The organism is Chloroflexota bacterium (assembly GCA_014360805.1).
Lineage (GTDB): Bacteria > Chloroflexota > Anaerolineae > DTLA01 > DTLA01 > DTLA01.
In genome coordinates this window covers 1-13,996 of sequence record JACIWU010000077.1, presented here as the reverse complement: position 1 = coordinate 13,996, position 13,996 = coordinate 1, and the positions used below count along the sequence as shown (strand labels likewise).

Annotated in this window: 14 protein-coding genes; 13 read left to right on the top strand and 1 reads right to left on the bottom strand. The window is 65.2% G+C overall.

Annotated elements, in window-relative coordinates; all coding sequences use genetic code 11:
• Positions 1–152: 152 nt before the first annotated feature.
• From mce to H5T65_11605, 12 genes are all read left to right on the top strand, one after another.
• Positions 153–569, top strand: a complete 417-nt coding sequence (gene mce / locus H5T65_11660) for a methylmalonyl-CoA epimerase (GenBank protein ID MBC7259892.1) — start codon at positions 153–155, stop codon at positions 567–569.
• Between the two features lie 79 nt (positions 570–648).
• Positions 649–1,176 (top strand): cob(I)yrinic acid a,c-diamide adenosyltransferase, encoded by a 528-nt coding sequence (gene cobO, locus H5T65_11655; GenBank protein ID MBC7259891.1) that lies wholly within the window; start codon positions 649–651, stop codon positions 1,174–1,176.
• Between the two features lie 92 nt (positions 1,177–1,268).
• Entirely contained in the window at positions 1,269–1,631 is a 363-nt protein-coding gene (locus H5T65_11650) for a four helix bundle protein (GenBank protein ID MBC7259890.1), read from the top strand.
• A 44-nt stretch (positions 1,632–1,675) separates the two neighbouring features.
• On the top strand, positions 1,676–3,355 hold the full coding sequence (locus H5T65_11645) for a methylmalonyl-CoA mutase family protein (GenBank protein MBC7259889.1): 1,680 nt from the start codon (positions 1,676–1,678) through the stop codon (positions 3,353–3,355).
• Between the two features lie 251 nt (positions 3,356–3,606).
• A complete protein-coding gene (locus H5T65_11640; GenBank protein MBC7259888.1) occupies positions 3,607–4,041 on the top strand; it encodes a cobalamin B12-binding domain-containing protein in 435 nt (144 codons plus the stop codon).
• 20 nt (positions 4,042–4,061) lie between these two features.
• Positions 4,062–4,994: a methylmalonyl Co-A mutase-associated GTPase MeaB gene (meaB, locus tag H5T65_11635; protein ID MBC7259887.1), complete on the top strand. Its 933-nt coding sequence runs from the start codon at positions 4,062–4,064 to the stop codon at positions 4,992–4,994.
• A gap of 155 nt (positions 4,995–5,149) precedes the next feature.
• Positions 5,150–5,767, top strand: a complete 618-nt coding sequence (locus H5T65_11630) for a histidine phosphatase family protein (protein MBC7259886.1) — start codon at positions 5,150–5,152, stop codon at positions 5,765–5,767.
• 5 nt (positions 5,768–5,772) lie between these two features.
• Positions 5,773–6,357 (top strand): hypothetical protein, encoded by a 585-nt coding sequence (locus H5T65_11625; GenBank protein MBC7259885.1) that lies wholly within the window; start codon positions 5,773–5,775, stop codon positions 6,355–6,357.
• Complete coding sequence (locus tag H5T65_11620) at positions 6,357–7,286, top strand: carbohydrate kinase family protein (protein MBC7259884.1); 930 nt, start codon at positions 6,357–6,359, stop codon at positions 7,284–7,286. The genes H5T65_11625 and H5T65_11620 overlap by 1 nt, the downstream gene beginning before the upstream one ends.
• A gap of 118 nt (positions 7,287–7,404) precedes the next feature.
• Complete coding sequence (locus H5T65_11615; protein MBC7259883.1) at positions 7,405–7,776, top strand: sulfite exporter TauE/SafE family protein; 372 nt, start codon at positions 7,405–7,407, stop codon at positions 7,774–7,776.
• A gap of 34 nt (positions 7,777–7,810) precedes the next feature.
• A complete protein-coding gene (locus tag H5T65_11610) occupies positions 7,811–8,983 on the top strand; it encodes an FprA family A-type flavoprotein (GenBank protein MBC7259882.1) in 1,173 nt (390 codons plus the stop codon).
• 3 nt (positions 8,984–8,986) lie between these two features.
• Positions 8,987–9,754 carry a nucleoside phosphorylase gene (locus H5T65_11605; protein MBC7259881.1) on the top strand — a complete coding sequence of 256 codons (768 nt, stop codon included), beginning with the start codon at positions 8,987–8,989 and terminating at the stop codon, positions 9,752–9,754.
• A gap of 35 nt (positions 9,755–9,789) precedes the next feature.
• On the opposite strand, the gene H5T65_11600 is transcribed toward H5T65_11605, so the two are convergent.
• On the bottom strand, positions 9,790–10,461 hold the full coding sequence (locus H5T65_11600; GenBank protein MBC7259880.1) for a zinc ribbon domain-containing protein: 672 nt from the start codon (positions 10,459–10,461) through the stop codon (positions 9,790–9,792).
• Positions 10,462–10,964: 503 nt separating this feature from the next.
• On the opposite strand from H5T65_11600, the gene H5T65_11595 reads away from it, so the two are divergent.
• Positions 10,965–13,679 carry a valine--tRNA ligase gene (locus tag H5T65_11595; protein MBC7259879.1) on the top strand — a complete coding sequence of 905 codons (2,715 nt, stop codon included), beginning with the start codon at positions 10,965–10,967 and terminating at the stop codon, positions 13,677–13,679.
• The last annotated feature ends 317 nt before the right edge of the window (positions 13,680–13,996 follow it).

Sequence of the window (13,996 nt, the reverse complement as noted above, 5' to 3'; positions counted from 1 at the left end):
AGGTTTTCGGGGAGTACCAGCCGGCGACGATGTGGTGAGAGTAGCCTCTAGCCTTTAGCCCCTCGCCCTTAGCCTTTGGCAAGGAAATGGCATCTGAAGGCCAATGGCTAGAGGCCAGAGGCTAAAGGCTAGAGGCTTGACGGGAGGAAACGATGAACAAAATCGCGCATGTGGGGGTGGCGGTGAAGGATTTGGACGCGGCGCTGGCGCTGTTCCGCGACACGCTGGGCCTGCATGTGGAGTACCGACGCGTCGTGCCCGACCAGGGCGTGGAAATCGTGGGCCTGCGCGTGGGCGAAAGCGAGATTGAACTCCTGCGGCCCACGTCCGACGCAAGCACCGTCGCCCGTTTCCTGGAGAAGCGCGGCGAGGGCATCCACCACATCTGCTTTGAGGTGGACGACGTGGAGGCGACCCTGCGCACCCTGGAGGCGCATGGCTACGAGTTGATTGACAAGACGCCGCGCGTCGGCTCCAACGGACGCAAACTCGCCTTCGTCCACCCCAAGGGCACGCACGGGGTGCTGATTGAATTCTACGAAAAGAAGCCATTGGCCGATAGCCAGTAGCCGATGGCCGTTAGCGTCTGGCTGTCGGCTTTCCTCTTTTAGCTAAAGGCTAATGGCTATAGGCTCATGAGGAGGCGCCATGCCACTACAACGTGGGCTTGTGCAGGTTTATACCGGCGACGGGAAGGGGAAGACGACCGCGGCCCTGGGATTGGCGCTGCGGGCGTCGGGCCACGGCCTTCGCGTGCTCATCATCCAGTTCATGAAGGGCTGGCCTAACTATGGGGAACTCAAGGGCGTGAAGCATCTCCCAGGCGTGGAGTTGCGCCAGTTCGGGCGGGCCGAGTTCGTGGACAAGGACAACCCCGACCCCGCCGACATCCGCATGGCCCACGACGCCCTGCAGGCCGCCGCCCAGGCGCTGGAACGCGGCGAGTGCGACATCCTGATCCTGGACGAGGTCAACGTGGCCCTGGACTTCGGGCTGATCGCGCTGGACGAGGTCCTGCGCCTGCTGGACGCCAAGCCGCCGACAATGGAGTTGGTGCTGACGGGCCGCAACGCCCACCCCGAAATCGTGCGCCGCGCCGATTTGGTAACCGAGATGCTGGACATCAAGCACCCGTATGCGGAGGGGGTGCAGGCGCGGCGGGGGATAGAGTACTAGCGGATGCTGGTTTTTGGCCTTTAGCCTTTGGCCGTTAGCCTTTAGCCGTTGGCCTGAGGCTGGGGAAGGCCGACGGTGCGCGGAGGCAGAATGTGAGGGACTTTCGGAAACTGGAGGTTTGGCGGAGGGCACATGCACTGACCCTGGCGGTCTATGAGGCCACGGCTGCTTTTCCAAAGTCCGAGATGTACGGGCTGACAAGCCAGTTGCGGCGAGCCTGTTCTTCTATCCCCGCCAACATCGCCGAGGGTTGTGGCAGGGGCGGCGACACCGAAAAGGCCCGATTCGTACAGATCGCCATGGGATCGGCCAGCGAGGCAGAGTATCACCTTTTGCTTGCGCGCGACCTTGGCTTCATGGACAACTCCACCTATGAAGATTTGGTGGACGAGTTGTACGAGGTGAAGAAAATGCTCGTATCGTTCCATCAGACCCTACTTGAAGACAAACGCTAAAGGCCAAAGGCTAACGGCCAAAAGCCTGTGGCAGGAGGTAACACATGTTTGACAAAAAGCACCTGGATGCGATTGAGGCCGACCGCAAACGCTGGGAAGAGACCACTTTGAAGGACTCGCTTCGCCGCCTGCCCGAATGTCGCGAGAAGTTCATCACCATCTCGGGCGAGCCGGTGCAGCGCCTGTACACGCCCGCCGACATCGCCGACGTGGACTTCAACCGCGACATCGGCTGGCCGGGCGAGCTCCCGTTCACGCGCGGCGTCCACCCTACCATGTACCGTAGCCGCCTGTGGACCATGCGCATGTTCGCGGGGTTCGGCACGGCCGAGGAGACCAACGCGCGGTTCAAGTACCTGCTGAAGCACGGCGAGACGGGGCTTTCCGTGGCCTTTGACATGCCCACGCTCTACGGCTACGACACCGACGCGCCTGAAGCCGCCGGCGAGTTCGGCAAGTGCGGGGTGGCCGTGTCGTCGCTGGCCGACATGGAAATCCTGTTTGACGGCATCCCCATGGGCGAGATCACCACGTCCATGACCATCAACGCGCCCGCCGCCGTCATCTGGGCCATGTACCTGGTGGCCGCCGAGAAGCAGGGCTGGGAAATGGAGCAACTGGGCGGCACCATCCAGAACGACATCCTGAAGGAGTACATCGCCCAGAAGGAGTTCCTATTCCCGCCCAAACCGTCCATGCGGCTCATTGTGGACACGATAGAGTTCGGCAGCAAGCACGTGCCCAAGTGGAACACCATCTCCATCAGCGGCTACCACATCCGCGAGGCGGGCGCCACGGCGGCGCAGGAGTTGGCCTTCACCCTGGCCGACGGGATGACCTACGTGGAGTGGGCGATGCAGCGCGGGCTGGACGTGGACGAGTTCGCGCCGCGCCTGTCGTTCTTCTTCAACGCGCACATGGACTTCTTTGAGGAGATCGCCAAGTACCGCGCGGCGCGGCGCATCTGGGCCAAGGTCATGCGCGACAAGTTCGGGGCCAAGAACCCCCGCTCGTGGTGGCTGCGGTTCCATACGCAGACCGCCGGTTGCAGCCTGACGGCCCAGCAGCCCGAGAACAACATCGTCCGCACGGCGCTGGAAGCCCTGTCGGCGGTGCTAGGCGGGACGCAATCGCTGCACACCAACTCCATGGACGAGGCGCTGGCCTTGCCGTCGGAGAAGGCCGTTACCATCGCCCTGCGCACGCAGCAGATCATCGCCCACGAGTCGGGGGTAGTCAACACGGTGGATCCGCTGGCGGGCAGTTTTTTCGTGGAGGCGCTGACCAACCGCATGGAGCAGGAGGCCAACCGCTACTTCCGCGAGATTGAGTCGCTGGGCGGCGTGTTGCCCGCCATAGAGAAGGGCTACTTCCAGCGGCAGATCGCCGAGTCGGCCTACCGCTACCAGCGCGAGATTGACACCAAGGCGCGGGTCGTGGTGGGCGTCAACGAGTACGTGGCCGAGGAGCCGCTGGAGATTCCGCTGCTGGAGATGGACAGGGAGGGCGAGCGGCGGCAGATCGCGCGCCTGCAGCGGGTGCGGGCCGAGCGCAACAACGAGGCGGTGAGCCAGAAACTGGCCGCGCTGGAAGAGGCGGCGAGGGGCACGCAGAACCTGATGCCGTTCATCATAGACGCCGTGCGCGAATACGCCACGCTGGGCGAAATCTGCGACGTATTCCGCAAGGTGTTTGGGGAGTATCGCGAGCCGGTGTATTTCTAGCCTTTGGCCGTTAGCCTTTAGCCTGCTGCGAATCCACAAGTCACCCGGAACGGTTCTGCCAGCAGAGCGGAAGGCTGTGGCAGGGGCAAGGCGAAGACTGCAATGGACTTTTTCGGAAAAGTCTAGAGTCAAGAGCATACTCGTGTCCTTTCACCAAACCCTGCGAGATTGGAAAGACCAACCGCCAAAGGCTGACTGCTAACGGCTAATGGCCAAAGGCTGACCGCTGACGGCTGACTGCGGAATGCCACATGGAGGGTGCAATGCCAGAAGAGAAGATCCGTATCCTGATTGCCAAGCCCGGCCTGGACGGGCACGACCGAGGCGCGAAAGTCATCGCCCGCGCCCTGCGCGACGCCGGCATGGAGGTCATCTACACCGGCCTGCGCCAGACGCCGGAGATGATCGTGGAGGCCGCGCTGCAGGAGGACGTGGACGCCATCGGCCTGTCCATCCTGTCGGGCGCGCACATGACCCTGTTCCCCCGCGTCATCCAGTTGCTCAAGGAGAAGGGGCTGGAGGATGTCCTGGTCTTCGGCGGGGGCATCATCCCCGACCAGGACGTGCCGGAACTGAAGCGGCTGGGCGTGCGGGGCATCTTCGGGCCGGGCACGTCCACCGACACCATCGTGGAGTTCGTGCGCGAGGAGATTCGGCGGCACCGAGCCGGGGAGCCTCGCCAGTGAGCCGGTCTTCGCCAGAGCAACTGGCTGCGGGGGTTTCGGCGGGCGACGCGCGCGCACTGGCCCGCCTCATCTCCCTAGTGGAGGATGAGCATCCATCGGCCCGCGCGGCGCTGGCTGCGTTGTATGCCCGCACAGGCCGCGCGCATCTGGTGGGCATCACCGGCGCGCCGGGCACCGGCAAGAGCACGCTGGTCAACGAGATGGCGAAGGTGTACCGCCGCCGCGGCCTGACGGTGGGCATCGTGGCGGTGGATCCCACCAGCCCCTTCAGCGGCGGCGCGATCCTGGGCGACCGCGTCCGCATGCGCGAACTGGCGGGCGACCCGGGCATCTTCATCCGCAGCATGGCCACGCGGGGCAGCCTGGGCGGTCTGGCGCGGGCCACGTCCGACGTGGTGAAGGTGCTGGACGCGGCCGGCTACGATCGCGTGCTGATTGAGACGGTGGGCGCGGGCCAAGCCGAGGTGGACATTGCCAAGACCGCCCACACGACCATCGTCGTGGAGGCGCCCGGGTTTGGCGACGACATCCAGGCCATCAAGGCCGGAATCCTGGAAATCGCCGACGTGTTCGCCGTCAACAAGGCCGACCGGGAAGGGGCCGATTCTACCGTAACCGCCCTGGAGATGATGCTGGACCTGAACGGCGGCGAGCCGGGGTGTTGGCGTCCGCCCATCGTCAAGACGGTCGCCATCCGCGGCGACGGCGTGCCCGAACTGGTGGACCGAGTGGAGGCCCACTACGATCACCTGCGGCAGAGCGGTCTCCTCGCCCGCAAGGAGGAGGAACGGGTGCGGGACGAACTGGTGGCGCTGGTGCAGCACGAACTGACCGAGGCGCTGCTGGCGTCCCTGCGTCCCGGCGAACTGGACGAATGGGTGCAGCGCGTGGCCCGTCGCGAGGCCGACCCCTACACCGCCGCCCGGAATTTGGTGCACCGCAGAGACTGCTGAGACCGCAGAGAAAAGAGCAAAGAAACTACCAAGTCACCAAGTAGAGACCTGTTCTTCTTTTGGTACCTTTTGCTTCTCCGCGTTCTCTGTGATCTCTGCGGTGAAGGTCTTTTTGTTCGTTTCCATTCGCGGATAATCCCTCTTGTGAGGCTGTGATGCGGCTCATCTTTGTGCGGCATGGCGAATCGGTGTGGAATCATGAGGGGCGGGTGCAGGGCATCGCCGACCCGCCCCTGAGCGAGCGCGGACGCGCGCAGGCGGCGCTTGTCGCCGAGCGAATTGCGCGGGAGTTTCGTCCCGCGGCAGTGTACGCGAGCGCGCTGCAACGGGCGACGGAAACAGGGCGGATCATCGCCGAGCGGCTGGGCCTGCCGCTGAACGTGGACGCCCGCCTGAACGAGTACGACATCGGCGCGCTGACCGGGCTGAAGGATGCCGAAGTCGCCGAGCAGTACCCCGACATCTGGACGCGGTGGGAGATGGACGTGCAATGGGTTCCCATCCCAGGCGAGGAGGGACTTCACCGCTTCCTGGATCGGATCACGCGGGCCATGGATGAAATCATCGCGGCGCACCCGGGCGATGTGGAGGTAGTCGTCGTAACCCACGGCGGCGTGATGGCGCTGTACCTGGGCGACCTCGTCGGCCTGAACCCGCGCCAGCGCATGCCGTGGCGGTTTGACAACGCGTCCATCTCCATCGTGGAGCCGGAGGGGGTCCGGCCGCGCATTGTACGGCTGAACGACGTGGGACATATGAGGGGGAACGTGTGACAGATTTGCGCGATCCCGGTAGTGTCCATCGTCGGTCTATCCGTCTCAAGGGCTATGACTATGCCCAGCCGGGCGCGTACTTCGTTACGATCTACACCCAGAACCGCCTATGCCTCGTTGGCGACGTCAGAGAGGGCAAAATGCACCTCAATGCGGCAGGCTCCATGGTTGCGCGTTGGTGGGCCGAATTGGCAAGCAAATTCCCAATGGCCCGACCGGACGATTGCGTGGTGATGCCCAATCATTTCCACGGCATCGTCATAATCGTAGGGGCAGACCTAGGTGTCTGCCCCAACCTAGGTGTCTGCCCCAACCCAGTCTGCCCTGCCGGCGTGCAGGGCGCACACGTCGGCGCGCCCCTACCGGAAATCATCCAATGGTTCAAAACCATGACGACCAATGAATACATCCGCGGGGTGAAGGAATTCGGCTGGCCGCGTTTCCCGAACCGTTTGTGGCAGCACAACTACTACGAACACATCATCCGCAACGAAGGCGAACTGAGCCGTATTCGCAGGTACATTGCAGAGAACCCCCTGAAATGGGCGCTTGATCGCGAAAACCCTGCGTGTCGTGGAAAGGGCCTGTGATGTCCCCCATCCTCATCTCCGGCCTCATCAACGTAGAGACCACCCTGCGCGTGGACGGGTTCCCGCTGGAATACGCGCCGGTGCGGTATCCGTTCTTCGGCATCAACTCTACCGTGTGCGGCGTGGGCTACAACATCGCCAAGGCGCTGGCGACGCTGGGGGATGCCGTGCGGCTGGTGTCCATCATCGGCGAGGACGCCGCCGGGGCGCTGGCGCGGCACGCGCTCGCCGCCGATGCCATCTCGGACGAGTTTGTCATCGCGGGCGCGCCCCACACCGCCCAGTCGGTCATCCTCTACGACCCCGACGGGCGGCGGCAGATTCACGTGGACCTCAAGGACATCCAGGAGCGCGCCTACCCCGAAGCCCTGTTTGACCGCGCCGCGCAGGGGTGCGACCTGGCCGTGCTGTGCAACATCAACTTCTCCCGCCCCTTCCTCCGCAAGGCGCGGGCAATGGGCATGACCGTCGCAACGGACGTCCACGCCATCGCCGACCTGGACGACGCCTACAATCGCGACTTCATGGCCGCGGCGGACATCCTGTTCATGAGCGACGAGCGGCTGCCATGCGGGCCAGAGGAGTGGGCGCGGCAGGTGATGAGCCGCTATGGGCCGCAGGTCGTCGTCATCGGGCTGGGGGCGCGGGGCGCGCTGCTGGCCGTCCGCGGCGGCGCGATGGAGCGCATCCCCGCCGTCCGCACCCGGCCTGTGGTCAACACCATCGGCGCGGGCGACGCGCTGTTCGCGTGCTTTGTCCACTATTACCGCAAAACCCGCGATCCCTACGAGGCCCCGCGCAAGGCCGTGGTCTTCGCATCGTACAAGATCGGCGAATCGGGCGCAGCCGAAGGGTTCCTTACCGAGGCCGAACTGGAGCGCCTGTGCGCCGGGGGCCACTCCGTTCACCACCGAGGCCGCGGAGAATAGGAATACACCTGGCCCTGCCTGCGTCCTCACCGGCGAGATGCGGCGCAAGTTGCCAATTTGCCCCGCGGTGGTAGAATGGACGGCGCATTTCAATCTCGTCCTAGAGGAATGAGGAAAGATGGATGTGATCCAGATTCTGCTGTTCTTGCTCTTGGGGCTCGTCGCCGGCGTGTTGAGCGGGCTGGTGGGAATCGGCGGCGGCACCATCATCATCCCCGTGCTGGTCTTCCTGTTCGGGTTCACGCAGCACAAGGCCCAGGGCACCACGCTCGCCCTCATGGTCCCGCCCATCGGCATCCTGGCAGCGTGGACGTACTACAAGCAGGGGTTTGTGGACATTCGCGCGGCCGTGCTCATCGTGCTGGGGTTTTTCCTCGGCGGGCTTCTCGGCGCGCGCGTCGCCGTGGGCATCCCCGACGCTGTGCTGCGGAAGGTATTCGGGGTTTACCTGCTCGTCGTCGCCGCGCAGATGTTTTTCGGCAAGAGTTAGAGGCCTTTGCGCGAAAGGGGGAAACGCTATGAAAATGAGACCCATCGGCTCCAACGTGTACCTGTTAGGGGCGGTGGACTGGGACAGGCGGCTGTTTGACTCGCTGATTCCGCTCCCCGACGGCACGAGTTACAACGCCTACCTGGTGCGCGGCAGCGAGAAGACGGCGCTGCTGGACACCGTGGACCGCGCCATGACCGAGGTCCTGATGGCGCAACTGGCCGACGTGCCCAAGGTGGACTACGTCGTGGCCCACCACGCCGAACAGGATCATTCGGGCGCCATCCCCGCCGTGCTGGCGAAATACCCGGATGCGCGGGTCATCGCCACGCCCAAGGGCAAGGACATGCTGATGGATTTGCTCTTCATCCCGGAGGAGCGATTCATCACCGTGGGCGACGGCGAGACGCTTTCGCTGGGCGACAAGACGCTGCAATTTGTCCACGCGCCCTGGGTGCATTGGCCCGAGACCATGGTTACGTACTTGGCCGAGGATCGGATTCTGTTCTCGTGCGACTTCTTCGGCTCGCACATCGCCACCAGCGACGTGTACGTAACCGACGAGGGGCGCGTGCGCGAGGCGGCCAAGCGGTATTTCGCCGAGATCATGATGCCGTTCCGCGCCATCATCGCAAAGAACCTGGAGAAAGTGAGGGCGCTGGACGTCGGCATGATTGCGCCCAGCCACGGCCCTATCTACGATTGGCCCGGGTTCATCCTGGATGCCTACGATGAGTGGGTTTCGGGCGAGCCGAAGAACGTGGCTGTAGTGGCCTATGTCTCCATGCACGGCAGCACGCAGAAGATGGTGGAGTTCCTTGTGAGCGCGCTGGTGGAGCGGGGCGTGCGCGTGGAGCAGTTCAGCCTGCCGGTTACGGACATCGGCAAACTGGCGATGGCACTGGTGGATGCCGCCACGCTCGTGGTGGGCACGCCGACGGTGCTGGTGGGGCCGCATCCCGCTGCGGTGTACGCGGCGTACCTGGCGAACGCCATCCGCGCCAAGGCGAAGTTCGCCACGGTCATCGGCTCGTATGGCTGGGGCACCAAGGCGGTGGAGACCATCGCGGGGATGATCCCCAACCTGAAGGCCGAAATCCTGCCGCCGGTGTATTGCAAGGGGCATCCGCGCGAGGCGGACTTTGAGGCGCTGCGCGCGCTGGCCGACACGATCGCGGCTAAGCACGCGGAACTGGGGCAGGGGTAGTCCGTGCGGCGAAGGCGCTACCCCATCCTGGAATTTGACCCCGCGCGCGAGGCGGTGATCCATCCCAGCAACGTGGTCGCGCCTGCCGACGTGCCGGCGCGGTGCGTCGTGTGCTTCTTCCGCGAGGTACTGGTCGGGCTGGAGCAGGGCGGGCAGGCCCGCCGCGTCGCCTGCTTCCGGAGCGAAATCGGAGAGATTCCCGTGTACGCGGTGGACATGGACGGAGAGCCGGTGGCGACGTTTCAGCCCGGGGTGGGCGCGTCCCTGTCCGCGGCGCTGCTGGAGCAGGCCATCGCGCTGGGCTGCCGCAAGTTCATCGCGTGCGGCGGCGCGGGCGTGCTCCGGCGCGACATCGCCGCCGGTCATCTGGTTGTGCCCACATCCGCCGTGCGCGATGAGGGCACGTCGTACCACTACCTGCCGCCCGGACGCGAAGTCGCGGCCAGCCCGGAGGCGGTTGCCGCTGTGGAGCGCGCGCTCCAAAGGCGGGGCGAGCCCTACCTCACCGGCAAGACGTGGACGACCGACGCCCCCTACCGCGAAACGCGGGACAAGGTGCGCATGCGCCGGGCTGAAGGATGCCTCACGGTGGAAATGGAGGCCGCGGCCTTCTTCGCAGTGGCGCAGTTTCGGGGCGTGCCGTTCGCGCAAATCCTGTACGGCGGCGACGATGTCAGCGGCGCGGAGTGGGACCCGCGAGGCTGGCACAGGCGGACCACGGTGCGCGAAAACCTGTTCTGGCTGGCCGCGGAGGCGTGCGTGGAGATGTAACCCTTGCCCCACGTTGGGGGGCGCCTTACGTCGCGCTAGATGAGCGCCGAACGCTTCTGCTTGGGGCGGGCGGGCTTGTCGCCGGTGAGCGACGCGCCGCAGCGGGTGCAGAACCGCTTGTTCCAGGGGAGCAGGTACCCGCACTTGGGGCAAGTGATGGGCTGGTACTCGCCCAGGGGCGCGCCGCACGCCGAGCATTTGGGTTGGCCCACGGGGTTGCCCACGCCGCAATATGGGCAAACGACCTGCTTGAGTTCCGGCGGGATTCCCAGTCTGCCGCCCACCGAATGGCAGTACTGGTCAATGACCTCCCACACCTGATTGCGCAGGGCCAGCCAGTCCACGTTACGCGCCACGTTGTCCAGTTCGCCCAGCAGGTACCAGGGGTTGATGAGGGCCATGATGCCGGTCCTGGCCAGGTCGGCTGCGATGCCGATCCACTTCTGCTGGCCCATGGTAACCGTGATGCTGTCCTCGTCCTGGACGACGCCGACGGTGAGCGCGGTCGCCGGATCCGACGGCTCCACGGGCCGATTCCCGATCTGAACCAGGATGCGGGTGCGGTCGCCTGTCATCTGGGCGCGCGTTGTCGGGGTCTGGAAATGCGCCACCAGGGCGCGGGCGAGTCCCTCGGCGGAGATTTTGCCCCAGTAGGTGCGCGCGTCGGGTTGTTGGTCGCTTCCCAGAATAGAACTGAGCGTTGTCATGGCTTCAGTATAGCATGGATTCGTGGGGTGTCAACCTGGGATTCGCATTTGACACCCCCTGCCGCCCATGCTATAATCCGCGCAACAACCGAACAGCAAAGACGCCGAACAGGAGGAGTAGGCGCGCGGATGCTGGTAGAGAAGAGGGGTCGCCGGCTGAAAGCCCCTCGCAGCGGAAACCGCCGAAGGTCGCCTGGGAGTCGGGCCGCCGAACCGATGGCAAGTAAGCGGCCCCGGGTCCGCCCGTTATAGCCCAAGAGCGTCCGCCGCGATGCGTTCGCGGCTGGAAGCAAGGTGGTACCGCGGAAGGTTGGCCCCTTTCGTCCTTGTGGCGAAGGGGGTTTGTTTTTTATGGAGCCATTAGCCGTTAGCCTTTGGCCTTTAGCCATGAGCCTTTAGCCTTCAGCCGTTAGCCTTTGGCTGCTAGCGCAGGGCTGTGGGCCAATGGCTAGAGGCTAACGGCTAATGGCCAGTGGCCGATTTCAGATGTTGGAGGTGAACCCATGAGCCCCAAGGAAATGCCGAAAACCTACGACCCGACCGCCACCGAGGAGCGCCTCTACAAATGGTGGGAGTCGCAGGGCTATTTCCGCCCGCGCATAGACCCGGCGAAGCAGCCCTGGACCATCACCATGCCGCCGCCCAACGTTACCGGCGCGCTCCACCTGGGCCACGCTATCACCGCCGCCATTGAGGACCTGATGACGCGCTGGCACCGTATGCGCGGCGAGCCGACGCTGTTCCTCCCCGGCTCGGACCACGCGGGCATCGCCACGCAGAACGTGGTGGAGCGCGAACTGGCGAAGCAGGGCATCTCCCGTCATGACCTGGGCCGCGAGAAATTCATAGAGAAGTGCTGGGAGTGGAAGCACGTCTACCACCGCCGCATCACCGACCAGCACCGCAAACTCGGCGTCTCGTGCGATTGGGAGCGCGAACGCTTCACGCTGGACGAGGGCCTGTCGCGCGCCGTGCGCACCGCTTTCGTGCGCCTGTACGAGCGCGGCCTCATCTATCGCGGCACCTACCTGGTCAACTGGTGCCCGCGCTGCACCTCGGCCATCTCGGACCTGGAGGTGGAGCACGAGGAGCAGGCCACCCACCTGTGGTACGTGCGCTATCCCCTGCTGAATGACGACTGGAGCGGACCGCGACACGAGTGGGGCAGTGGGCGCTGGGCCGAGGGCGCTACGGAGTACATCCAGGTGGCCACCACCCGCCCCGAGACCATCCTGGGCGACACAGCCGTCGCCGTCAACCCCAACGACGAGCGCCACGCCGGCCTCATCGGGCGGCAGGCCGTCCTGCCTGCCATCGGCCGCGTCATCCCCATCATCGGCAGCCTGACGGTGGACACGGCCTTCGGCACCGGCGCGGTCAAGGTAACCCCCGCCCATGACCCCACCGACTACGAAATCGGCCTTCAGCACGGGCTGGAAGCCCCCATCGTCATGGACGAGGAAAGCCGCATGAACGAACTGGCCGGCCCCTACCAGGGCCAGGACCGATTTGAGTGCCGCCGCAACCTGGTGGCCGACCTGGACAAGGAGGGCCTGCTCGTCAAGATTGAGCCGTACACCCATGCGGTGGGCACGTGCCAGCGCTGTCACACCATCGTTGAGCCGCGCATCTCCACCCAGTGGTTCGTGCGCATCAAGCCCCTGGCCGAGCCGGCGCTTCAGGCCGTCCAGGATGGCCGCATCCGCATCGTGCCCGAACGCTTCGTCAAAATCTACACCAACTGGATGGAGAACATCCGCGACTGGTGTATTTCGCGCCAACTGTGGTGGGGGCATCGCATCCCCGTCTGGTACTGCGACGACTGCGGCGCGCAAACGACGGGCCTTACGGATCCGACGGCGTGCGGCTCCTGCGGGAGCAAGAACATCCGCCAAGACCCCGACGTGCTGGACACGTGGTTCTCGTCGGGCCTTTGGCCCTTCTCCACGCTGGGCTGGCCCGACGACACCGAGGACATGCGCTACTTCTACCCGACCACGGTGCGCGAGACCGGCTACGACATCCTGTTCTTCTGGGTGGCGCGGGAGATCATGCTCGGCCTGGCGATGACCGGCGAAGTGCCCTACCGCGTCGTGTACCTGCACGGCCTGGTGCGCAACGCCCAGGGCAAGAAGATCTCCAAGTCCATGCCCGACGCCGACAAGTACGACCCGCTCAACGTGATTGACGAGTACGGCGCCGACGCGCTGCGCTTCACCCTGGTTACCGGCAGCACGCCCGGCCAGGACATGAAACTCTCGCCCGAACGCATCGCGTCCAACCGCAACTTCGCCAACAAGATTTGGAACGCGGCGCGGTTCGTGCTGTCCAACCTGGGCGACGAACCACCGGCGCCGGATCCCTGGGCGCTCGCGCTGGAGCCGGTGGATCGGTGGATTCTCAGCCGCCTGAGCCGCCTCATCTCCGACGTCAACCGGCTGATGGAGGACTACCAGTTCGGCGAGGCAGGCCGCCAAATCTACGACTTCCTCTGGGGCGAGTACTGCGACTGGTACATTGAGGCCACCAAGCCGCGCCTGTACGCAGAGGCCGAGAATCCGCGGATAACCTCAAGGCAGGCGGCGCTGTCGGTGCTGGTGTACGTGCTGGAGCGCGCCCTGCGCCTGCTGCACCCGTTCATGCCGTTCGTAACCGAGGAGATATGGCAGAACCTGCCCCATGAGGGCGAGGCGCTCATCATCGCGCCGTGGCCCGAACCCGGCCCTCGCGACGAGGCCGCCGAGCGGGAGATGGGCGCGCTGATGGACGCCATCCGCGCCATCCGTAACGCCCGCGCCGAGTACAACGTGGAGGCCGGCAAGCCGATAGAGGCGCACATCGCCGCCGGATCCTTCTACGAGACTTTCGCGGCGCAGCGCGACATCCTGGTGCGCCTGGCGCGGCTGGACCCACAGCGGCTGGAACTGGCCCCTGCCCTGGCCCGCCGACCCGACAAGGCGCTGGCCCTGATGTTCCCGGGCGTGGAGGTGTACCTGCCGCTGGCCGGCATGGTGGACGTGGACAAGGAGCGTGCGCGGCTCACGAAGGAGTTGGAACGCGTCGCCGCCGACATCGCGCGCTCCGAGAAACTCCTGGCCAACGAGGGGTTCGTCCGCAAAGCGCCGGAGGACGTGGTGGAGGAGGAGCGGGAGAAACTGGCCGCCCTGCGCGACCGCAAGACGCGCCTGGAGGAACAGGTGCGCGTGCTGGGGGCCTAGTCGCGTTTCGCGGCGGGGGAACCCCCTCACATCCCCCTGGCCCACGTCCGCCTCGTTCCCTCTCCCGCCGGGAGAGGGCGAGGGTGAGGGATGCAGCCCGCAGGGCTTCGCCCCTTCAGCCCGATGCTTCGGCGTCGGGCGGGCGCTCCAAGCGCACCTCACCCCCAGCCTTCGGCTTCCCCCTCTCCGCCAGCTTCAGGGGCGGACAGGCAGGGGGAGGGGATCTTTTCAGAAAGCAAATAATGTGGCATGATGTCCCCCACAACCCCACACAAGGCGAAAGGAGACATCATGCCACGGACTGAAGTATACCACGA

What these genes read in the sequence shown, in the direction of transcription:
- H5T65_11600 (MBC7259880.1), bottom strand. Translation starts at nt 10,461, where the DNA reads ATGACAACGCTCAGTTCTATTCTGGGAAGCGACCAACAACCCGACGCG.
- cobO (MBC7259891.1), top strand. Translation starts at nt 649, where the DNA reads ATGCCACTACAACGTGGGCTTGTGCAGGTTTATACCGGCGACGGGAAG.
- H5T65_11645 (MBC7259889.1), top strand. Translation starts at nt 1,676, where the DNA reads ATGTTTGACAAAAAGCACCTGGATGCGATTGAGGCCGACCGCAAACGC.
- H5T65_11620 (MBC7259884.1), top strand. Translation starts at nt 6,357, where the DNA reads ATGTCCCCCATCCTCATCTCCGGCCTCATCAACGTAGAGACCACCCTG.
- mce (MBC7259892.1), top strand. Translation starts at nt 153, where the DNA reads ATGAACAAAATCGCGCATGTGGGGGTGGCGGTGAAGGATTTGGACGCG.
- H5T65_11615 (MBC7259883.1), top strand. Translation starts at nt 7,405, where the DNA reads ATGGATGTGATCCAGATTCTGCTGTTCTTGCTCTTGGGGCTCGTCGCC.
- H5T65_11595 (MBC7259879.1), top strand. Translation starts at nt 10,965, where the DNA reads ATGAGCCCCAAGGAAATGCCGAAAACCTACGACCCGACCGCCACCGAG.
- H5T65_11610 (MBC7259882.1), top strand. Translation starts at nt 7,811, where the DNA reads ATGAGACCCATCGGCTCCAACGTGTACCTGTTAGGGGCGGTGGACTGG.
- H5T65_11640 (MBC7259888.1), top strand. Translation starts at nt 3,607, where the DNA reads ATGGAGGGTGCAATGCCAGAAGAGAAGATCCGTATCCTGATTGCCAAG.
- H5T65_11630 (MBC7259886.1), top strand. Translation starts at nt 5,150, where the DNA reads ATGCGGCTCATCTTTGTGCGGCATGGCGAATCGGTGTGGAATCATGAG.